Source organism: Pseudomonas sp. S2_A05, from assembly GCF_054668485.1.
The window spans coordinates 2,303,912-2,324,402 of sequence record NZ_CP162775.1; the positions used below are offsets into that span (position 1 = coordinate 2,303,912).

Annotated in this window: 18 protein-coding genes; 9 read left to right on the forward strand and 9 right to left on the reverse strand. The window is 60.3% G+C overall.

Features of this window, described 5'->3' with window-relative positions:
- Window positions 1-234 precede the first annotated feature (234 nt).
- Both AB4O12_RS10475 and AB4O12_RS10480 read right to left on the reverse strand, forming a co-directional pair.
- On the reverse strand, window positions 235-405 hold the full coding sequence (locus tag AB4O12_RS10475) for a hypothetical protein (protein WP_163032915.1): 171 nt from the start codon (window positions 403-405) through the stop codon (window positions 235-237).
- Between the two features lie 49 nt (window positions 406-454).
- Entirely contained in the window at window positions 455-649 is a 195-nt protein-coding gene (locus AB4O12_RS10480) for an FtsB/FtsL family cell division protein (RefSeq protein ID WP_056789207.1), read from the reverse strand.
- Window positions 650-897: 248 nt separating this feature from the next.
- On the opposite strand from AB4O12_RS10480, the gene AB4O12_RS10485 reads away from it, so the two are divergent.
- The 4 genes from AB4O12_RS10485 to AB4O12_RS10500 all read left to right on the forward strand — a co-directional run bounded on the left by AB4O12_RS10485 (window position 898) and on the right by AB4O12_RS10500 (window position 4,441).
- Window positions 898-1,281 carry a tautomerase family protein gene (locus AB4O12_RS10485; RefSeq protein WP_252876491.1) on the forward strand — a complete coding sequence of 128 codons (384 nt, stop codon included), beginning with the start codon at window positions 898-900 and terminating at the stop codon, window positions 1,279-1,281.
- Window positions 1,282-1,436: 155 nt separating this feature from the next.
- Window positions 1,437-2,405 carry a 2-hydroxyacid dehydrogenase gene (locus tag AB4O12_RS10490; protein WP_095180254.1) on the forward strand — a complete coding sequence of 323 codons (969 nt, stop codon included), beginning with the start codon at window positions 1,437-1,439 and terminating at the stop codon, window positions 2,403-2,405.
- Window positions 2,406-2,568: 163 nt separating this feature from the next.
- Window positions 2,569-3,636: a phosphotransferase family protein gene (locus AB4O12_RS10495; protein WP_460061781.1), complete on the forward strand. Its 1,068-nt coding sequence runs from the start codon at window positions 2,569-2,571 to the stop codon at window positions 3,634-3,636.
- A 37-nt stretch (window positions 3,637-3,673) separates the two neighbouring features.
- On the forward strand, window positions 3,674-4,441 hold the full coding sequence (locus AB4O12_RS10500; RefSeq protein ID WP_460061783.1) for an SDR family oxidoreductase: 768 nt from the start codon (window positions 3,674-3,676) through the stop codon (window positions 4,439-4,441).
- Between the two features lie 1,075 nt (window positions 4,442-5,516).
- Here the strand turns inward: AB4O12_RS10500 and AB4O12_RS10505 are convergent.
- The 4 genes from AB4O12_RS10505 to AB4O12_RS10520 form a co-directional block, all read right to left on the reverse strand.
- Window positions 5,517-5,774 carry a DUF1652 domain-containing protein gene (locus tag AB4O12_RS10505; RefSeq protein WP_024013284.1) on the reverse strand — a complete coding sequence of 86 codons (258 nt, stop codon included), beginning with the start codon at window positions 5,772-5,774 and terminating at the stop codon, window positions 5,517-5,519.
- Between the two features lie 139 nt (window positions 5,775-5,913).
- Window positions 5,914-7,410: a helix-turn-helix transcriptional regulator gene (locus AB4O12_RS10510; RefSeq protein ID WP_095180256.1), complete on the reverse strand. Its 1,497-nt coding sequence runs from the start codon at window positions 7,408-7,410 to the stop codon at window positions 5,914-5,916.
- 201 nt (window positions 7,411-7,611) lie between these two features.
- Window positions 7,612-8,895, reverse strand: a complete 1,284-nt coding sequence (locus AB4O12_RS10515; protein WP_071172868.1) for a Zn-dependent hydrolase — start codon at window positions 8,893-8,895, stop codon at window positions 7,612-7,614.
- 235 nt (window positions 8,896-9,130) lie between these two features.
- Window positions 9,131-10,615: an NCS1 family nucleobase:cation symporter-1 gene (locus tag AB4O12_RS10520; RefSeq protein ID WP_460061786.1), complete on the reverse strand. Its 1,485-nt coding sequence runs from the start codon at window positions 10,613-10,615 to the stop codon at window positions 9,131-9,133.
- A 624-nt stretch (window positions 10,616-11,239) separates the two neighbouring features.
- Between AB4O12_RS10520 and hydA the strand changes: the two genes are divergently transcribed.
- The 3 genes from hydA to preA all read left to right on the forward strand — a co-directional run bounded on the left by hydA (window position 11,240) and on the right by preA (window position 15,485).
- On the forward strand, window positions 11,240-12,679 hold the full coding sequence (hydA, locus tag AB4O12_RS10525; protein ID WP_460061788.1) for a dihydropyrimidinase: 1,440 nt from the start codon (window positions 11,240-11,242) through the stop codon (window positions 12,677-12,679).
- Window positions 12,680-12,842: 163 nt separating this feature from the next.
- The gene (locus AB4O12_RS10530; RefSeq protein ID WP_460061790.1) at window positions 12,843-14,210 is read left to right on the forward strand and encodes an NAD(P)-dependent oxidoreductase; all 1,368 of its coding nucleotides are present in this window, start codon (window positions 12,843-12,845) and stop codon (window positions 14,208-14,210) included.
- Window positions 14,211-15,485, forward strand: a complete 1,275-nt coding sequence (preA, locus tag AB4O12_RS10535; protein ID WP_460061792.1) for an NAD-dependent dihydropyrimidine dehydrogenase subunit PreA — start codon at window positions 14,211-14,213, stop codon at window positions 15,483-15,485.
- A gap of 203 nt (window positions 15,486-15,688) precedes the next feature.
- Here the strand turns inward: preA and AB4O12_RS10540 are convergent, their stop codons facing one another.
- Window positions 15,689-16,309 carry a TetR/AcrR family transcriptional regulator gene (locus AB4O12_RS10540; RefSeq protein WP_024013291.1) on the reverse strand — a complete coding sequence of 207 codons (621 nt, stop codon included), beginning with the start codon at window positions 16,307-16,309 and terminating at the stop codon, window positions 15,689-15,691.
- Window positions 16,310-16,399: 90 nt separating this feature from the next.
- The gene (locus tag AB4O12_RS10545; protein ID WP_460061794.1) at window positions 16,400-17,422 is read right to left on the reverse strand and encodes a hypothetical protein; all 1,023 of its coding nucleotides are present in this window, start codon (window positions 17,420-17,422) and stop codon (window positions 16,400-16,402) included.
- Window positions 17,423-17,702: 280 nt separating this feature from the next.
- Here AB4O12_RS10545 and AB4O12_RS10550 point away from each other — a divergent pair, with 280 nt between their 5' ends.
- On the forward strand, window positions 17,703-17,984 hold the full coding sequence (locus tag AB4O12_RS10550) for a hypothetical protein (RefSeq protein WP_236168640.1): 282 nt from the start codon (window positions 17,703-17,705) through the stop codon (window positions 17,982-17,984).
- 51 nt (window positions 17,985-18,035) lie between these two features.
- On the opposite strand, the gene AB4O12_RS10555 is transcribed toward AB4O12_RS10550, so the two are convergent.
- A complete protein-coding gene (locus AB4O12_RS10555) occupies window positions 18,036-18,242 on the reverse strand; it encodes a hypothetical protein (protein WP_016775135.1) in 207 nt (68 codons plus the stop codon).
- Between the two features lie 244 nt (window positions 18,243-18,486).
- On the opposite strand from AB4O12_RS10555, the gene AB4O12_RS10560 reads away from it, so the two are divergent.
- Window positions 18,487-20,241 (forward strand): L-lactate permease, encoded by a 1,755-nt coding sequence (locus AB4O12_RS10560; RefSeq protein WP_056789178.1) that lies wholly within the window; start codon window positions 18,487-18,489, stop codon window positions 20,239-20,241.
- Window positions 20,242-20,491: the final 250 nt, after the last annotated feature.

The following is a 20,491-nucleotide window of genomic DNA, read 5'->3' on the forward strand; positions in this document are numbered from 1 at the left end:
CGGTCACTTGCCACTCGGTCAGGACGCGTCGGAAAAAACCGACAGACATGCTCCGGCCGAAACAGGGGCGCGATTCTCCGTGATAAATCAATGCAAGCAAAGACTTAGCTGAGGAATGGTTGTGCGGAGCAGATCCAAGGATGGTCGTTTATAGAAAAAACAAGGTCGTTTATGGATACGTCGGATGCCGCAAACGGATACGTTTTGCACCCACCCATGCGTCATCGAATGCGCCTAGAGCGATATGCCGAGCATGAAACCCAATAAAACGCAGTACAGCCCGAAGCCGAAAAGCAACCAGAGCTTGCCATTTTCGCGCTTGTCTCTATTGCGCACCGCTTCGTCATATTCTGCGAACTCTCGCTCAATTTGCTCCAGTCGTGCCTTACGGTCATATGTGCTCATACTGATTAACCTTTGAATAATGCGCCTGACGGTCGTGAAGCATGAAGACTCACAACTTGAAGAAAAACCCTGCCACTGCGGTGATTGCAGTCAAGACTCCACCAAACACTGCAATTGGATAGAGCTTCGTCTCCCTTGATAACTTTTTCTCTTCAGCCTGAAGCTTTTTCCATTCAGCCACGAGTTTCCTTGATTCGTTTTCCAGCCTGTCTAGCTCCAGATTTTCGCGATCGTTATGGAACATTTGCCCTCCTTGGCTGCTGGCGGATCGGTGTCAGCATTTGCATGCCCATCGACGGCTATCGTCATGCCCTTATCATCAAACTGTTCCATTCACGCTGACCAGCAGACGCATCTGCCATCCCCGTAGGCAAAATCCGCGATTCACGTAAGCCTCCTCATACGAGTGATCCGCAATATTCCAGACCAACTACCTGCCAGAACTCCGCCATTGATCTAGCGTGTGAGAAGCCATAACCCAAGGAGCCTCCCATGCCACTGGTCCGCGTCGACATCCAGCAAAACCCAGACCCCACTTTCGCCAGGCGCATCGGCGAACAGATCTACGCCGCCCTGCGCACCTGTATCGATGTGCCCGAGCACGACAACTTCCAGATTCTCAACGAGCACGACGGCCAGCACTTCGTGTACGACCCGCAATACCTCGGCATCGAGCGCAGCGACGGCGTGGTGTTCATCCAGATCACCATCAGCGAAGGGCGCAGCGTGGAAAAGAAACAATTGCTGTTCAAGACCATTGCCGAGAGCCTGCATGCGCAACTGGGTATTCGCCTGGAGGATGTGTTCATCAATCTGCTGGAGGTAAAGAAAGAGAACTGGTCGTTTGGCAACGGCATTGCGCAATACGTCAGCTGATTCGCAGCGTCCATGCCTGCGTGCTTGCTTGTTCCACGAACCCGTCCAGAATCAAAGCACCACTGCGCGAATGCAACGATTGCCAAGCCGCTGCGGATTCAGCACTCTGAGTCGACTTTCGCGACCCACCCGCCGCCAATCACAGGAGCCGCGCAATGCCCGCAACCGTTCTGGTACTGGTTGAAACGATCAATGACTATCTGCCGATTCTTGAGCATCAGGGATTCCACCTGATCCTCGCACCAACGCCAGCCGAACGTGCGCAAGCCATCGCCACCCATGGCAGTCGCATCGATGCCGTGCTCACTCGCGGCCCGCTGGGTCTGACCGCGCAAGAGATCAGCGCCCTGCCCGCCCTGAAAATCATCACGGTGATCGGCGCCGGTTATGAACAGGTCGATCTGCAAGCGGCCAGTGACCGTGGGATCACCGTCACCAATGGCGCCGGAGTCAACGCCTCGTCAGTGGCCGATCATGCGATGGCGTTGCTGCTGGCATTGGTCCGCGATATCCCGCGCTGCGATGCAGCCGTGCGCCGCGGTGAATGGCCGAAAATCATGCGCCCGTCGCTGGCCGGCAAGCGTCTGGGCATCCTCGGGCTGGGCGCCGTGGGCATGGCGATTGCCAAACGTGCGGAGCTCGGGTTCGACATGCAGATCAGCTACCACAGCCGCCAGGTGCGCAGCGAAGTCGCTTATGCGTTCTGCTCGACACCCACCGATCTGGCGCGAGCCTCGGACTTTCTGGTCGTTGCCACGCCCGGTGGCATTGCTACACAACATCTGGTGACGCGAGCAGTGCTCGATGCGCTCGGCCCCAAGGGTTTTATCGTCAACATCGCCCGCGCCAGCGTTATCGCAACGGCAGACCTGATCACCGCACTTGAGCAACGTCGTATCGCCGGCGCAGCGCTGGACGTGTTCGATCACGAACCGGAAGTGCCCGACGCCCTGAAACACCTCAGCAACGTTGTGCTAACCCCACACGTCGCCGGGTTGTCCCCTGAAGCCACGCAAGGCACCGTTGAACTGGTGGGGAAAAACCTGATGGCGTTTTTCTCCGGGCAACCGGTGCTGACTCCCGTCGCCTTGCCGCCCAAGTTGAACAACCAGCGCGTGCATTAACGCGCGTGGCATCGTCGAACCGCGCCGATCTTTGCCCCATTCTCAAAGTTGATTATCCAGCAACACGCTAACCTATAAGACCGACCCGCGCTTGTGAGCACCCGAGCGCGCTATTAGATTAGCCAATGATGTCTGGCCTCCAAAATAAGCAGAAGGGATAAGCATGGCGCTTACTGACCAGTCCACCCGGATCCGCGCGGGCGAAGAACTCGATGCCAGCCTGATCGATCCGTACCTCAAGGCGCACATTCCCGGCCTGACCGGCACGCCGCAGATCAGCCAGTTTCCCGGCGGCGCGTCGAACCTGACCTACCTGCTGGAATACCCCGAGCAAGAATTCGTTCTGCGCCGTCCGCCGTTTGGCCACAAAGCCAAATCCGCCCACGACATGGGCCGTGAATTCCGCATTCTCAACCGATTGCGCGACGGCTTTCCGTATTGCCCGAAGGCCTACGTGCATTGCACCGACGAAGCCGTTATCGGCGCCGAGTTCTATGTGATGGAACGGGTCAAGGGCATCATCCTGCGCGCTGAACTGCCGCCGGAGCTGGGCCTCGACTCGGCGAAAACCGAAGCGCTGTGCAAAAGCTTCATCGACCGTTTCGTCGAACTGCATCGGGTCGATTACAACGCCTGCGGCCTCGGCGATCTGGGCAAGCCTGAAGGCTACGTCGCCCGGCAGATCAAGGGCTGGAGCGAGCGCTACGAAAAAGCCCTGACCCCGGACGCGCCGCACTGGGAAGCGGTCAAAGCCTGGCTCAACGACAAGATGCCGGCCGACCACCCGACGTCGAGCATCGTCCACAACGACTACCGCTTCGACAACGTCATTCTCGACCCGGCCAATCCGATGCAAATTATCGGCGTGCTCGACTGGGAACTGACCACCCTCGGCGACCCGCTGATGGATCTGGGCAACACCCTCGCCTACTGGATCGAAGCCGGCGACCCGGCACCGGTGCAACTGATGCGCCGCCAGCCAAGCCACGCGCCGGGCATGCTGACCCGCCGCGAATTCGTCGACTACTACGCCGAGCGCTCGGGCATCCGCATCGACAATTTCGATTTCTACTACACCTACGGCCTGTTCCGCCTGGCCGGCATCGTGCAGCAGATCTACTACCGCTTCTACCATGGCCAGACGCAGGACAAACGCTTCGCGCAGTTCATTCACATGAACAAACTGCTGGAGCAGATGAGCCTGCAGGTCATTCAGAAATCCAGCCTCTGATCCGGGCCAATAACAAGACTTTCAACAAGGGAAACCCATGTCCAAGACTCAGTTGTTCGACCTCGACGGCAAAATCGCTTTCGTCTCCGGCGCCAGCCGTGGCATCGGTGAAGCCATCGCCAAACTGCTGGCCCAGCAAGGCGCCCACGTGATCGTCTCGAGCCGCAAGCTCGAAGGCTGCCAACACGTCGCCGACGCCATCATCGCCGCCGGCGGCAAGGCGACACCCGTGGCCTGCCACATCGGTGAGATGGAGCAGATCAGCCAGGTCTTCGCCGGGATCAAGGAACAATTCGGCCGCCTCGACATCCTGGTCAACAACGCCGCGACCAACCCGCAATTCTGCAACGTGCTGGACACCGATCTGGGGGCGTTCCAGAAGACCGTCGATGTGAACATTCGCGGCTACTTCTTCATGTCGGTCGAAGCCGGCAAGCTCATGCGCGAAAACGGTGGCGGCAGCATCATCAACGTCGCGTCGATCAACGGCATCTCGCCGGGCATCTTCCAAGGCATCTATTCGGTAACCAAAGCGGCGGTCATCAACATGACCAAAGTCTTCGCCAAGGAATGCGCGCAATTCGGCATCCGCTGCAACGCCCTGCTCCCCGGCCTGACCGACACCAAATTCGCCTCGGCGCTGGTCAAGAACGACGCGATTCTGAAACAGGCACTGACCCAGATCCCGCTCAAACGCGTAGCCGATCCAAGCGAAATGGCCGGCGCGGTGCTGTACCTGGCCAGCGATGCGTCGAGCTACACCACTGGCGTGGCGCTGAATGTGGATGGCGGATTCCTGTCCTGATATCCAAGGCAAATTGCTAACCCGTGTGGGAGCGAGCCTGCTCGCGAAAGCGTGGTGTCAGTCAGCTATGTTTTGACTGATACCACGCATTCGCGAGCAGGCTCGCTCCCACAGGGGCGGTGCCGAAATCCAGAACTCCTGCATCCGCGGGATTGCCCGGCTTATTGGGTTATGCAACGCGTAGTGGTGATGTGACGCGTCACCTGCCCATCCACATACACATCCCCGGCAACCTCAGTATTTTCCAGCACCTCACACCGACGTTCCGGCGGTGGCGGCGGCGCGACAGGCGCAGGGGGTGGAGGACTGGCACAACCGGCCAACAGCACAGCAAGAAAAGCCAACGGCAATACGCGTTTCCCAGGATTATTCATAGGACGACCCGCGGTAAAGAGAGACAAACTCCCGCAACCCAACCGGCCGCGGAAGACCTGACCACTCATTCTTTATAGCTGAGCGCCTTGTTAGCGCCAGTGGATTGGGGAGATTGGCTAGTTCGGGCTGTCGGTTTTGCGCAGATTTTCCAGCAGAAGCCTGGATTGGGATTATGGTCGTCGGCGAGGGCCTCATCGCGAGCAGGCTCACTCCTACAGTTTTGATCGAGTGAGTTCAGTAACAACCAGGTCGGCTGTCAGGCCGCCTTCGCGAGCAGGCTCGCTCCCACAGAAAATCAAAATCAAAATCAAAAGATCGCAGCCTTCGGCAGCTCCTACACACGATGAGCGTTAGCTCGAGTACCGCTTTTGATCTTGGAGCCCGTCGGCAGGCTGAGTGGAGGGATTGATCCTGGCGTGGGAGCGCAGCGACCGTACGACGCAGTCGTACACAGCGGAAGGAGGTGCAGCGAAGCAAACCGGAGCCGCTGCGCCAGGATCGATTCCGCAGCGAAGGAACCCCGAGCCTAAGCGAGCGGGCCGAACGTCAGGGCGAAGACCTTTTGGTTCCTTTTGGGGCGTTTGCCAAAAGGGACTCGCCGTAAGGGCGAAACCGCCAGCCGCAACACCCAAAAAAACGGATATACACCCCCCCCCCCCAGAGCATGGCCGGCCCAAAGGCCGCCAAGACCAAAGCGCGCTTAAGCCAAATCCGGATCCCGCGAAGAACGCAAGGAATTGCTCTCAAGCTCATACCTCAACTCATCCACCAACGCCTCAACCGCCCCGGGCGTACGCAGCGAAGCCAGATCCAGCCCACTGATCACCAGATCCACCTGCCCCGAATCCCGGTGATACAACTTGACCGTCAGCGAATGATCACCATCCACCGAACACTCACAAGCCAGCGGCGCAAAACTGTGCTCGAGCCGAGCGCGCAACTGCGCAAGATTCATCATTGACGTTGTTCCTATGACTGTTTCAAAAGGGGCACGATCGCAGGCCCGAAATGGCCCACACCGCACCCCACCAGCCTAAGAACACAACGTCTTGGCCAATACATGAATTTGCACCCTTGTAACTAGTGCATTTGCACCCTCAGCGCTGCCCCTTGGTGCCCCACTCTCCCGAAAACAAACCACGCTCGCGAGCCCAGACGATCGCCTCGCTGCGGCTATGCACATCGATTTTCGAGTACACGGTGGCCACATGATTGCGCACGGTATTGGGCGCCAGTTTCAACCGCGCGGCGATCTCCTTGTCCGCCAGACCTTCACAGATCAAACCCAGCACATCACGCTCACGGGCCGTCAGGTCGGTGAACGAGGCGCTGGGCAGCTGCGGCGAGTTGATTTTCTTCACGTTGGCCAGCTTCTCGATCAGCGTTCGGCTGAACCACGACGCATCCTTCATCACCTCTTCGATCGCCGCGACCAGTTCCAGCTCAGTGCGCTTGCGCTCGGTCATGTCCATCAACACCAGCAGATAGCAGGACGTGTCGTGAATGTTCACGGTGTCAGCCGAGACCGCACACTCCAGCAACTCCTCGTCCTTCTTGCGCACGGGCACGTCGACCCGATCCACACGACCGTTCTTCGCCAGCGCCGACAGCAGGCGCGTGCGCGCGCTGTCATCGTGGATGAAGCTCAGCTGCGTCACGGTTTTGCCGAGTACGTCATCGCTGTCATAGGCCAGGGTATCGAGGAACGCCTGATTGACGTCGATGACCTCCTGCTTGTCAGCGGTGCAGATCAAAATCGGTACCGGCGTCAGACGAAAAGCCTTGGCAAAGCGCTCCTCGCTCTGACGCAAGGCCACTTCGACCCGGCGCCGAGGCTCCATGTCGACGAAGGAGAACAGCATGCAATTCTCGTCATTGAGCAGCAGCGGCTGACCGGCAACGATCACCTGTTTACTGCCACCGTCGGGAAGGCGCAACTCCGCCTGCATTTGCGGAATGGTCGCGACATCGCGCAAGCGCTGGACAGCCAGATCGCGCTGATCCGCCTGCTCGAAGATATCGATTTCGTAAGCCGAAGTGCCGATCACCTGATCGCGGGTATAGCCGGTCATTTCCAGAAAGCCCGGGTTGACCTTGATGTAGCGCAAATCGCTGAGTCGGCAGATCACTGCCGGTGCAGGGTTGGCATTGAAGGTTTTTTCGAAACGCAGCTCAGCATTGGCCCAATCGGTGACGTCGCTCATGATCAGCACCAGCGACTCGGGCTGGCCGACGCGGTCGGTCAGGACCATGCTGCGCACACTGTGCACCCAGACCCGCTCCGGGTCGTCCACGGACGAAACTTCGATCAGCACATCATTGAACGCCTCGCAGCGGGCGACGCGGCTGATCGGGTAGTTGTCCGGCGGCAAGACATGATTATTGCGATAGCGCAGCGTGAAGCGTCTGGCGTACTCGTCGGCGTTACTGCCCAGATCACCGATGGTGCTGACACCGTGCATGGTCAGCGCCGCTTCGTTGGCCCAGAGAATGCTTTTGTCGAGTTCCAGCAGAATCACCCCGTCCGACAGCCCGGCAATGATCTGCTGCAACTGGCGACGGTTGGTTTCGGTGGTCAGGACTTCCTGGCTCATTGGATCTCCACACTGTGATGCGGCTAGGTGAAGAGTACGACCGCGGCGGCTCGGGATCGTGCCACAACCCCAAAATCGCCAAAAAACCCCTGTGGGAGCGAGCCTGCTCGCGAAAGCGCTGGGTCAGACAGACCATTCGGTGACTGACCCGGCGCATTCGCGAGCACGCTCGCTCCCACAGGTTTACTGGGTGTGTTTACCTTAGGCGGCACGCTCGCTGGCCGCCACCATCGCCGACGCCGCGAGCATCGCCCGCAACAACACCGCGCACCCCGCTGCCAGATCATCCGGCGCGGCATTCTCGATTTCGTTGTGGCTGATCCCGCCCTCGCATGGCACAAAAATCATTCCCGCCGGGCCGAGCTCGGCGAGGAAAATCGCGTCATGCCCGGCACCACTGACGATGTCCATGTGCGACAGACCCAGCCCTTTCGCAGCACCGCGCACCGCTTCCACGCAGCCTTTTTCGAAGTACAGCGGCGGGAAGTCGGCGGTCGGGGTCAGTTCGTAGGTAAGGCCGTGCTCTTCGCAGGTCGCCTCGATCACTTGTTTCACTTCGGCAATCATCGAATCCAGCCGCGCCGGCTCCAGGTGGCGAAAATCCAGAGTCATGCGCACTTCGCCGGGAATCACGTTGCGCGAGCCGGGATAGGCTTGCAGGCAGCCGACCGTGCCACAGGCGTGGGGCTGATGGCCGAGGGCGGCGCGGTTGACGGCGCCGACGATCACCGAGGCACCGACCAAGGCGTCCTTGCGCAGGTGCATCGGCGTCGGGCCGGCGTGGGCTTCGACGCCGCGCAATTTCAGGTCGAACCACTTCTGCCCGAGCGCGCCGAGTACCACGCCGATGGTTTTCTCTTCGTCCTCGAGAATCGGGCCTTGTTCGATGTGCGCTTCGAAATACGCGCCAACCGCGTGCCCGCTAACCTTGCGCGGACCGGCATAGCCGATCGCATTCAGTGCTTCGCCGACCGTGACGCCGTCGGCATCGACCTTGGCGAGGGTTTCTTCGAGGGTGAATTTCTCGGCGAAGACCCCTGAGCCCATCATGCACGGGGCGAAGCGTGAGCCCTCTTCGTTGGTCCAGACCACCACTTCCAGCGGCGCTTCGGTTTCCACGCCGAGGTCGTTGAGGGTGCGCAGCACTTCGACGCCGGCGAGCACACCGAAGCAACCGTCGAACTTGCCGCCGGTGGGCTGGGTGTCGATGTGGCTGCCGGTCATCACTGGCGGCAGGCTCGGGTTGCGCCCGGCGCGCCGGGCGAAAATGTTGCCGACGGCATCGACCGTGACGTTGCAACCGGCGTCCTTGCACCACTGCACGAACAGGTCGCGCGCCTGGCGGTCGAGGTCGGTCAGGGCCAGGCGACAGACGCCGCCCTTGACCGTGGCGCCGAGTTTCGCCAGTTCCATGAGCGAGGCCCAGAGGCGATCGCGGTTGATGTGCTGATGGGTGGATTGCAGAACGTCTACGGCTGCGTTCATGGGGATCTCCTCAATGCTGATGCCGATAGTGCCCATGCTCTGCGTGGGCATTCATCCATGGACGCTCTGCGTCCGCTGTTGGGACGCGGAGCGTCCCGGGCTGCATTCCCACGCAGAGCGTGGGAACGATCAGTTTCGGCGGTGTATGGAGCATCGCCTTCGCGAGCAGGCTCGCTCCCACAGTGAGAATGCATTTCCAATGTGGGAGCGAGCCTGCTCGCGAAAAGGCTCTTGCTCACACCGCTGTTTTCACGGCAGAAGGCTGCGCCCGCATCACGCACAACCCGTAATAAATAATTCCGCCCAACGCCGAGCCGGTGAACCAGCCATAGCTGTAGAACCAGCTGAACGCGTCGCTGCCCAGCGACAGCAGGGTCAGCGCCACCGGCACGCCAAAGGCGAGAAAACCGGCCCAGTTCCACGCCGGATACACGTCATCGCGGTACAGCCCGGCGAGGTCCAGTCGCTGTTTCTTGATCAGGAAATAATCCACCACCATGATCCCGGCGATCGGCCCGAGCAGGCTCGAGTAGCCCAGCAGCCAGTTTGAGTACACGGTTTCCAGGCTGATGTCGGAAACGATCAGGCCACGCTTTTTCAGCAGTTCATGGCCCATCAGCACCAGCCCGACCAGACCGGTGAGCAACACCGCTTTGGTGCGGTTGATCACCTTCGGCGCGATGTTCTGGAAGTCATTGGTTGGCGAGACGATATTGGCGGCGGTGTTGGTCGACAGTGTGGCAACGATGATCAGCGCCATGGCCACCGCCACCCACACCGGGCTCTGGATATGGCCGATCAGCGTGACCGGGTCGGACACGGTGACGCCGACCAGTTTCACCGATGCGGCGGTCATCACCACGCCCAGCGCAGCGAAGAGGAACATGGTCAGCGGCAGACCGAAAATCTGCCCGAGAATCTGATCCTTCTGGCTCTTGGCGTAGCGACTGAAGTCGGGAATGTTCAGCGACAGCGTGGCCCAGAAGCCGACCATTGCCGTCAGCCCTGCCGCGAAATAACTGACCACGCTGGCGCCTTCCGGACGCTTGGGCGGGATCGCCAGCAATTCAGTCATCGACACATTGGGCATCGCCCACACCAGCAGGCCGATGCCCACCGCCACCAACAACGGCGCCGACAAGGTTTCCAGCCATTTGATCGACTCGGCGCCGCGAATCACCACCCACAGATTCAGCGCCCAGAACACCATGAAACCGATCACCTCGCCGGTTCCGCCGAGGGATTTCCAGCCCTCGAACACCGAGCCGAGGAACAGGTGAATCGCCAGTCCGCCGAACATGGTCTGGATGCCGAACCAGCCACACGCCACCAACGCGCGGATCAGGCACGGCACATTGGAACCGAGAATGCCGAACGACGAGCGCAGCAGCACCGGAAACGGAATGCCGTACTTGGTGCCCGGGAAGGCGTTGAGGGTCAGCGGAATCAACACAATGACGTTGGCAAACAGAATCGCCAATAGCGCTTCGCCGACGCTCAAGCCGAAATAAGCGGTGAGCACGCCGCCGAGGGTGTAGGTCGGCACGCAAATCGACATCCCGACCCACAGGGCGGTGATGTGCCATTTGTTCCAGGTGCGTTCACGCACCTTGGTCGGTGCCATGTCGTGGTTGTAACGGGGGCTGTCGAGGACGTCGTTGCCGGCTTCGAGCTCGAACAAGCCGTCGCGCTCGGTCACTTGTGATCTGATCTGTTGCATGGCCGCTCCACTATTCTTCTGATTATTTTTTGCTCATCAGGCGGTTGGCGCGCACGACGCCAGCCGGACGATGGCCGGAGGAACTGACAACTTTCACGCACCGGCCATGGTGTCAGCGGCGGCATCAATAAACGTGCCGGGTCTGGCGCTGAACGCTTGGGCGGTGCACTGCACGCTTTGCAACTTTCTGATATTCATCAGTTTTAATTGAATATTCGCTGAGTCCGGGAAAACTTGTCTGAACGCTCAGGCTAAACGTCGGGCAAGTTGTCCGAAGTGTCAGGACTCAAACTGGTGCACTGCATTTATTTTTGTCGGTGAACCCGCAACCGCAGCACAACTTCAAGCGGCTGATTTCACATAGGAAATCTTGCTCATATTTCCATCCTGTCAAGTGCGTCAAAATGGTGAGCGCCCTACCCATTTTGGTGATTTATTGTTTTTATCTTTATTTATCAACAGCTTGAAACAGCTATAAGCTTATAAAAAATATTCTTGATCATTCTTGAAATCGCGACTAGTTTCTATTCCTGACAGCGATGACAGGAATACGAACTGCGCCGCTGTACTTCAATAAAACATCTAGAACCGGCACAAGTCGGTCATGCCTGCGAGGAATCCGGAATGTCTCTGTTGATCCGTGGCGCCACCGTTGTTACCCATGATGAAAGTTACCGCGCCGACGTCTATTGCGCTGACGGCGTGATCAAAGCCATTGGTGAAAACCTCGACATTCCCGCCGGCGCAGAAGTGCTCGACGGCAGTGGCCAATACCTGATGCCCGGCGGCGTCGATCCGCATACGCATATGCAACTGCCGTTCATGGGCACCGTTGCCAGTGAGGACTTCTACAGCGGCACTGCAACCGGCCTGGCCGGCGGCACCACCTCGATCATCGATTTCGTGATTCCCAATCCGCAGCAATCGCTGATGGAAGCGTTTCATCAGTGGCGCGGCTGGGCGCAAAAGTCTGCGTCGGACTATGGCTTCCACGTCGCGATCACTTGGTGGAGCGAGCAGGTGCGCGAGGAAATGGCCGAGCTGGTCAGCCACCACGGCATCAACAGCTTCAAGCACTTCATGGCCTACAAGAACGCGATCATGGCCGCCGACGATACCTTGGTGGCGAGTTTCGAGCGCTGTCTGGAACTCGGTGCGGTGCCGACCGTGCACGCGGAAAATGGCGAGCTGGTCTATCACCTCCAACGCAAGTTGATGGCCCAGGGCATTACCGGGCCGGAAGCGCATCCGCTGTCGCGACCTTCGCAGGTCGAAGGTGAAGCCGCGAGCCGGGCGATCCGCATTGCCGAAACCATCGGCACGCCGTTGTACCTGGTGCACGTTTCCACCAAGGAAGCCCTCGACGAAATCACCTACGCACGCAGCAAAGGCCAGCCGGTTTACGGCGAGGTCCTGGCCGGGCATCTGCTGCTCGACGACAGCGTCTATCAACACCCGGACTGGCAGACCGCCGCCGGCTACGTGATGAGCCCGCCGTTCCGTCCGCGCGGCCATCAGGAGGCGCTGTGGCACGGGCTGCAGAACGGCAATCTGCATACCACCGCCACCGACCACTGCTGTTTCTGCGCCGAGCAGAAAGCTGCCGGGCGCGACGACTTCAGCAAGATTCCCAACGGCACCGCCGGCATCGAAGACCGCATGGCAGTGCTGTGGGACGAAGGCGTCAACTCCGGACGATTGTCGATGCAGGATTTCGTTGCGCTGACCTCCACCAACACAGCGAAGATTTTCAATCTCTATCCACGCAAAGGTGCGATCCGCGTGGGCGCCGATGCCGATCTGGTGCTGTGGGATCCGCAAGGCACACGGACCATTTCCGCCAAGACCCACCATCAGCAGGTGGACTTCAACATCTTCGAAGGCAAGACCGTGCGCGGCGTGCCGAGCCACACCGTCAGCCAGGGCCGCGTGGTCTGGGCCAACGGCGACCTGCGCGCCGAACGCGGCGCCGGACGCTACATCGAACGGCCGGCCTATCCGGCGGTGTTTGATTTGTTGAGCAAGCGGGCGGAGTTGCATAAACCGACTGCCGTTAAACGCTGACCCCTAGTGATCGTTCCCATGCTCTGCGTGGGAATGCAGCCGGGACGCTCTGCGTCCCATTGGAACGCAAAGCGTCCCTTGAGGCATTCCCACGCAGAGCATGGGAACGATCAACCACTGCCCACCAGAGGCAGCACCTCAATTAGCCATGAGGCCATGAACCGTGATCGAGACCCTGAACCACCTTCCCCACCCGCACGAAAGCGCGGCCGCCCTCGCCGGCCATTTCACTGATCTGGCGCCGCCGCTCAATACCCGGCAGGCGCATCTGGAAGCCTCGCGCTGCCTGTATTGCTACGACGCGCCTTGCGTCAATGCGTGCCCCAGCGAAATCGATATCCCGTCGTTCATCCGCAACATCCATCAGGACAACGTACAGGGCGCGGCGCAGAAGATCCTTTCGGCAAACATCCTCGGCGGCAGTTGCGCGCGGGTCTGTCCAACGGAAATCCTCTGCCAGCAGGCCTGCGTGCGCAACAACGCGCAGGAATGCGCGCCGGTGCTGATTGGTCTGCTGCAACGTTATGCCGTAGACAATGCGCATTTCGCTGAACACCCGTTCCAGCGCGCCCCGGCCACGGGCAAACGTATCGCCGTGGTCGGCGCCGGGCCGGCCGGGTTGTCCTGCGCCCATCGCAGCGCAATGCACGGGCATGACGTGGTGATTTTCGAAGCACGGGAAAAAGCCGGCGGGCTCAACGAGTACGGCATTGCCAAGTACAAACTGGTCGATGACTACGCGCAGAAGGAGCTGGATTTCCTTCTGCAGATTGGCGGGATAGAAATCCGCCACGGCCAGAAACTCGGTGCAAACCTGACCCTGAGCGAACTGCATCAGCAGTTTGACGCGGTATTCCTCGGCCTCGGCCTGAATGCCAGCAAGCAACTCGGTCTGGCCCACGAAGACGCGCCGGGCCTGCTCGCCGCCACCGACTACATCCGCGAACTGCGCCAGGCCAATGACCTCACGCAACTGCCCTTGGCTGAGCGCTGCATCGTTCTCGGCGCTGGCAACACGGCGATCGACATGGCCGTGCAGATGGCCCGCCTCGGCGCGCGCGACGTCAATCTGGTGTATCGCCGTGGTGCGGCAGACATGGGCGCCACCCACCATGAGCAGGACATCGCCAAAGCCAATCAGGTGCGATTGCTGACCTGGGCGCAGCCGGAGCAGGTGTTGCTCGATGATCAGGGCCGCGTGCGCGGCATGCGTTTCGCCCGCACCGATCTGGTTGAAGGCCGTCTGCAAACCACGGGAGAAACCTTTGAGCTGGCTGCCGATGCGATCTTCAAAGCGATCGGCCAGAGCTTCGATGACAGCACCCTCAGCGATCCGCTGGCGCGCGAACTCAAGCGTCAGGGCGAACGCATCGAGGTCGATGAAAACCTGCGCACCAGCGTCCCCGGCGTGTATGCCGGCGGCGACTGCACCAGCCTCGATCAGGACCTCACCGTGCAAGCAGTGCAGCACGGCAAACGCGCCGCCGAGGCGATCAACGCTCAACTGATGCTCAACGTGGAGGCTGCGTAAATGGCCGATCTCTCGATAGTCTTCGCCGGTATCAAAGCGCCCAACCCGTTCTGGCTGGCTTCCGCGCCGCCCACCGACAAGGCCTACAACGTGGTCCGCGCCTTCGAAGCGGGCTGGGGTGGCGTGGTCTGGAAAACCCTGGGTGAGGATCCGGCGGCGGTCAACGTTTCCTCGCGTTATTCGGCGCATTACGGTGCCAATCGCGAAGTGCTGGGCATCAACAACATCGAACTGATCACCGACCGTTCGCTGGAAATCAACCTGCGCGAAATCACCCAGGTGAAGAAGGATTGGCCGGATCGCGCGCTGATCGTGTCGCTGATGGTGCCGTGTGTCGAGGAGTCGTGGAAACACATTCTGCCGCTGGTCGAAGCCACCGGCGCCGACGGCATCGAACTCAACTTCGGCTGCCCCCACGGCATGCCCGAACGCGGCATGGGCGCGGCGGTCGGCCAGGTGCCGGAGTATGTCGAACAGGTGACGCGCTGGTGCAAGACGTACTGCTCGCTGCCGGTGATCGTCAAACTCACCCCGAACATCACCGACATCCGCGTCGCTGCCCGGGCGGCGCATCGTGGTGGCGCCGATGCGGTGTCGCTGATCAACACGATCAACTCGATCACCAGCGTCGACCTGGACCACATGGTCGCCCTGCCCACCGTCGGCAGCAAAAGCACCCACGGCGGTTATTGCGGTTCGGCGGTCAAGCCAATTGCGCTGAACATGGTCGCGGAAATCGCCCGAGATCCGCAGACCCGGGGCTTGCCGATCTGCGGCATCGGCGGCATCGGCAGCTGGCGCGACGCGGCGGAGTTCATGGCGCTGGGCAGCGGCGCGGTGCAGGTGTGCACGGCGGCGATGCTGCATGGTTTCCGCATTGTCGAAGAGATGAAGGACGGCTTGTCGCGGTGGATGGACAGCCAGGGCTACGCCAATATCGCCGAGTTTTCCGGGCGCGCCGTGGGCAACACCACGGATTGGAAGTACCTCGATATCAACTATCAGGTGATCGCGAAGATCGACCAAGAGGCGTGCATCGGTTGCGGGCGTTGCCACATCGCTTGTGAAGACACGTCACACCAGGCGATCGGCAGTTTGAAACAGGCCGACGGTACGCATAAATATGAAGTGATCGATGAGGAATGTGTAGGCTGCAACCTGTGTCAGATCACCTGCCCCGTGGCCGACTGCATCGAGATGGTGCCGATGGAAACGGGCAAGCCGTTTCTGGACTGGAATCATGATCCGCGCAACCCCTACCACGTTGCAGTCTGAAAAAACCCCTCACCCTAGCCCTCTCCCAAAGGGAGAGGGGACTGATTGGGGGATGCTGACAAACTTCGCCGACCTGAAAGAGTTGTTGTGAATCCATAATCGACACGGTCTTTCAGGTCGATGTACCTCTCAATACACCTCGGTCGGCCCCCTCTCCCTCTGGGGAGAGGGCTGGGGTGAGGGTAAGCCCTTGATGGTGCTCTTCAAGGCTCCAGCCCGATCCCGCGCAAAATCACACCTGTCACGGTCTGCACCGCACGCTCGAACTGCATATCCGACAACGGCTGGTGATCATTGAGAATGTTCACCTGATGATCAAAGTCGGCGTAGTGCTGGGTCGACGCCCAGATCATGTACAGCAAACCCGACGGCTCCACCGGCAGGATCCGCTTGTCCTCGACCCACTGGCGAATCTTCGCCTCCTTCATCTTCGCCCAGTCATACAGGCTCGCATCCAGCGCTTCGCCCAGGGTCGGCGCGCCGTGGATGATCTCGTTGGCCCAGACTTTCGAGCCATAGGGCCGGCTGCGCGAATGATTCATCTTGGCGCGGATGTAACTGCTCAGCACCACGCGCGGGTCGTCGAACATCTCGAAGCACAGCGCGTCCTGCTTCCACACTTCCAGCAGATCGAACAGCACTGCGCTGTACAGCTCGCTCTTGGTGCTGAAGTAGTAATGCAGATTGGAACGCGGCAACTGCACTTCGGCAGCGATGTCCGCCATGGCGGTGCTGCCGAAGCCTTTTTCGGCGAAAACCTTTTCCGCCGCCAGCAGGATTTTCTCGACGTTACTGCGGCGAATCTCGATCTTGTGATTGCCCATGTGGGCTCCCTGACAACAGCGTTGCGCAAGACTAGCATCCGCTCTGATCCGGGCGCGACCGCCGCCAACAAAACTTCACAGGTGCAGGCGCTATGGCACAGCGCTCACACCGATAGGCGTTGGTTCACTCACGCCCAAATTGCCTTCGACCTGCCCGGCCATGTGCAACGTGCCGGCCATCACGCCCGTGGTCGGATTTTGCAGCAGCTTCTGCCAGGCCTTGTCGAAGGTGTTGCCGAGGCTGCTGCGAATCAGCGCTTCACTGTCAGGGCGGTCGTTGGCCTGGATGATTGCGCGTATGCCGGCCACGCCGACCGAAATCATCGCCCCGGCGAGTTTACCCGCCGCTGCCGCCACCGCACTGGCGGCGCCGCGCGGGGCCATTTCGGCTTCGATGCGCTGGCTGGCGCGCTTGGCCACCGGGGCCATGGCCGCGTCGATGGAGGAAATGCCCTTGGCGCCGCCGTCGGTGTGGATCTTGTCGATCAGTGCGGCGTACGCCGGGAGGGTGTTGAGCGGCTCGGTGCTGATGACTTTGAACAGCGAAGCATCCCGCGCCGGCGGCGGGCCGAGGGCGATGGCCGGGATCTTCCGCAAGCGGCCGTTGAGCTGCGCAATCGGCACACCGTGACGCTGGGCGATGAGCGGCATCTGCTGCGCCATCAACTGCGCGTAGAACGCCGTGGCCTGCGCCAGGATCGCATCCGGATCGATCTCCACTGCGACCGGCGCGAGGACTTTTTCCTGATATTGCTCAAGCAGATACGCCGCCAGCCGTTTCGCCGAAGCATCCTGCTCACCGCCGGCGCTGATCGTGTACCAACTGACCTTCATCGACAGCCATTCCTGGGTCCAGTAGCTGCTGAACCAGGGAATGAAATTTTCTTCAGTTTGCTGATAGACCCGAGTGCGCCAATGTTCCATCGAGCCACGGGCGAACAGCTTGACCTGCTCGGTGGCCTGTTGCGATGCGCTGAGGATCTCGCGGTCGATCTGCTGCCAGGTTTGCGCCGACACCACCACCGCCTGCGGCGCACTCACTGGCGCCCGGGCCGAAGTGGCGCAGCCGGCCAGCAGAAACAGTGCGGCAACGACCAGCGCGCGCGTGTTCACGGTGGCGGTGTCCTTTGGCTTGGGGAGGTGCTGGTTTGAGTATAGGCAGGTCAGTCGATTTCGATGCTGAAGGTTCCGGCCTCTTCGCGAGCAGGCTCGCTCCCACATTTGAAATGTGTTGCACCTGTGGGAGCGAGCCTGCTCGCGAAGGCGCCATCAGCAGCACCGCAAACCTCAACCATCACCACCATCGATATCCACCATCGCCACGATTGCCTTCCGCCCTCCCATGATGAAAGGCACGATTGACTCATCCGAAACACAACGAGGCGTTCACATCATGATCCACACCCAAGTCACCCTCTCCGTGAGTTTCCCGGTGTTCGGCAGCAACTACTACCAACAGCACGTCGTGCCGCGCAAGGCGCAGACACTGGTGTTCAACGAAGATTTCGACGATCTGCTGATGCCCGCCGCCAGCAATCATTTCAGCAATGAAGTGGTCGGCCTCAACGATCAGTTCCGTTTTCTGAGCGACATACTCGCCACCCATCTGCTCGATCACGAGGCCCCGGTGCCTGCGCGATCCCGCGTCCAGGCGAACGCTCGTTTTTTCAACTGAAGGCTGATGCACAGAGGGCGTTCCTTTAACGGGAACGCCCTCTGCTTTCAATCAGTCATCATCGCGATCACGGTGATAACGACGGCCATCGCGGCGGTCGTCATCGCGGTCGTCCCAACGCCGGTCATGGTCGTAATAGCGGCCGTGGTCGCGGTCGTAGTGCCGGCCATGCCGGTGGTCATCATCAAAATCCGCAATACAGCCGCTCAGCAATACGGCGGCGGTCACAGTGAGCAGCATCGTTGTCGCTTGCTTCATTCAACACTTCCCTAAAACCCAAGGTCTTGACGACGGAAATCGCCACGCTGCCCGCGTCTTCGGGACGCAGTGCGCGCAGCCGCAGATACGACCGGGCAAAAGCACGTTGATTCAGTGGCCACTATCGACCGTTGGTCGGCCCGTTCGCCATGCCCGAACGGCGGCGGAATGCCACCTATACTGCTTGCAACCAACCCCCATGCAATGGATCTGCGCCCTCAATAACAATAAGCAGAGGTGGACCATGGTCTGGCAGCAAATCTACGACCCGTTCGGCAACCCGGTGCTCTCCACGCTGATGGCCGCGGTGCCGGTGGTGGTGATGCTCGCGGCGCTGGCGTTCTTTCACGTCAAGGCACATCTGGCAGCCTTGCTGGCGCTCGCGTCCGCCCTGCTGATCTCGATCTTCGCCTTCGACATGCCAGCGGGCATGGCCGGCTCGGCCGCGCTGTTCGGCGCGGCGAATGGCTTGCTGCCGATCGGCTGGATCGTCCTCAACATCATCTTTCTGCATCGCCTGACCACCGAAAACGGTTCGTTCAAAGTGCTGCAGGATTCCCTCGCGCGCATCACCGATGACCGACGTTTGCAGTTGCTGCTGATCGCCTTCTGTTTCGGTGCGTTCTTCGAAGGCGCGGCAGGCTTTGGCACGCCGGTGGCGGTGACCGGTGCGATTCTGATCGGCCTGGGTTTTTCGCCATTGGCCGCATCCGGCCTAGCGCTGATCGCCAACACTGCACCCGTTGCTTTCGGTGCGCTGGGCACACCGATCATCACCTTGGCCAAAGTCACCGGGCTGGATGAGATGGAGCTGTCGATGATGGTCGGGCGGCAGTTGCCGTTCTTCTCGGTGCTGGTGCCGTTCTGGTTGATCTGGGCGTTTGCCGGGTGGCGCAAGATGCTCGAGGTGTGGCCGGCGATTCTGGTGGCCGGGGTGAGTTTCGCCATCCCGCAATTTCTCGTGTCCAACTACCACGGGCCGATGCTGGTGGACGTCATCGCTGCGCTGATTTCCATGGCCTGTCTGACGCTGTTCCTCAAGGTATGGAAACCGGCGACGATCCATACCTCGGCGGCGCTGTCCGGGCGCGTCGACAACTCCAAGGTCGACGAAGAAACAGTCACCGCCAGCGCCGCGTTCAGCGATCAGGCGCGCCCGGCGGTGATGCGCGCGTGGATGCCGTGGATCATTCTCACGGTGTTCGTGTTTGCCTGGGGCACCCAGGGCTTCAAGAACATGTTCGATACGCGCCCGGTGATCGACCCGGTCACGCAATCGGCCAAGCTCGACCCGCAAGGCAAACCGGTGCGCGAGGCCAATCCGATCTTCGCCCCGGCGGTGACCTTCACCGGTCTGCATCTGCAAATAGAAAAAGTACCGCCGGTTGTCGCAGCGCCGAAAGCCGAGGAAGCGATTTACAAGTTCACCTGGCTGACCGCGACCGGCAGCGGGATCTTGCTGGCGGCGATCGTTGGCGGCTTGCTGATGGGTTATTCGATCCCGCAATTGATCAAGCAGTACCTGCGCACATTGTGGGTGGTGCGGTTTTCGCTGATCACGATTGCGGCGATGCTCGCGCTGGGCTTCCTCACCCGCTATTCGGGACTGGATGCGACCATGGGCCTGGCGTTTGCGGCGACGGGGATTTTCTACCCGATGTTCGGCACGCTGCTCGGCTGGCTGGGGGTGGCGCTGACTGGTTCCGATACCGCGTCAAACGTGCTGTTTGGCGGATTGCAACGGGTAACGTCGGAACAGCTGGGTATCAGCCCGGTGCTGATGGCGGCAGCGAACAGTTCCGGTGGGGTGATGGGCAAAATGGTCGACGCGCAGTCGATCGTCGTCGCCTCCACCGCGACCCGTTGGTACGGGCATGAGGGCGAGATCCTGCGTTACGTGTTCTTCCACTCGATCGTGCTGGCGATTCTGGTCGGCGGGCTGGTGACGTTGCAGGCGTATGTCGCACCGTTTACCTCGATGGTGGTGGGTGGGCCATAACTGCAAAACACAACTCCACTGTGGGAGCGAGCCTGCTCGCGAAGAGGTCGGCACATCCAGCAGCGGCTGGGTCTGACCCGACGCTTTCGCGAGCAGGCTCGCTCCCACAGGCCAATTGATGAGTTCAGCACATAACTCTTTAGCGCAAATCCGACAAAACCTTTTCCCTCCCGCTGCGGTCACTCCTTTTACGAGACTGGCATGCATGCCGGCGCGCCCGTTTGGGCCTTTTGCAATCCTGCCGCCCGAT

Coding starts and splice junctions, on each gene's coding strand:
- AB4O12_RS10560 (WP_056789178.1), top strand. CDS start 18,487: ATGGTCTGGCAGCAAATCTACGACCCGTTCGGCAACCCGGTGCTCTCC.
- AB4O12_RS10550 (WP_236168640.1), top strand. CDS start 17,703: ATGATCCACACCCAAGTCACCCTCTCCGTGAGTTTCCCGGTGTTCGGC.
- AB4O12_RS10490 (WP_095180254.1), top strand. CDS start 1,437: ATGCCCGCAACCGTTCTGGTACTGGTTGAAACGATCAATGACTATCTG.
- preA (WP_460061792.1), top strand. CDS start 14,211: ATGGCCGATCTCTCGATAGTCTTCGCCGGTATCAAAGCGCCCAACCCG.
- AB4O12_RS10500 (WP_460061783.1), top strand. CDS start 3,674: ATGTCCAAGACTCAGTTGTTCGACCTCGACGGCAAAATCGCTTTCGTC.
- AB4O12_RS10510 (WP_095180256.1), bottom strand. CDS start 7,410: ATGAGCCAGGAAGTCCTGACCACCGAAACCAACCGTCGCCAGTTGCAG.
- AB4O12_RS10485 (WP_252876491.1), top strand. CDS start 898: ATGCCACTGGTCCGCGTCGACATCCAGCAAAACCCAGACCCCACTTTC.
- AB4O12_RS10555 (WP_016775135.1), bottom strand. CDS start 18,242: ATGAAGCAAGCGACAACGATGCTGCTCACTGTGACCGCCGCCGTATTG.
- AB4O12_RS10495 (WP_460061781.1), top strand. CDS start 2,569: ATGGCGCTTACTGACCAGTCCACCCGGATCCGCGCGGGCGAAGAACTC.
- AB4O12_RS10515 (WP_071172868.1), bottom strand. CDS start 8,895: ATGAACGCAGCCGTAGACGTTCTGCAATCCACCCATCAGCACATCAAC.
- AB4O12_RS10505 (WP_024013284.1), bottom strand. CDS start 5,774: ATGATGAATCTTGCGCAGTTGCGCGCTCGGCTCGAGCACAGTTTTGCG.
- AB4O12_RS10520 (WP_460061786.1), bottom strand. CDS start 10,615: ATGCAACAGATCAGATCACAAGTGACCGAGCGCGACGGCTTGTTCGAG.
- AB4O12_RS10480 (WP_056789207.1), bottom strand. CDS start 649: ATGTTCCATAACGATCGCGAAAATCTGGAGCTAGACAGGCTGGAAAAC.
- hydA (WP_460061788.1), top strand. CDS start 11,240: ATGTCTCTGTTGATCCGTGGCGCCACCGTTGTTACCCATGATGAAAGT.
- AB4O12_RS10540 (WP_024013291.1), bottom strand. CDS start 16,309: ATGGGCAATCACAAGATCGAGATTCGCCGCAGTAACGTCGAGAAAATC.
- AB4O12_RS10475 (WP_163032915.1), bottom strand. CDS start 405: ATGAGCACATATGACCGTAAGGCACGACTGGAGCAAATTGAGCGAGAG.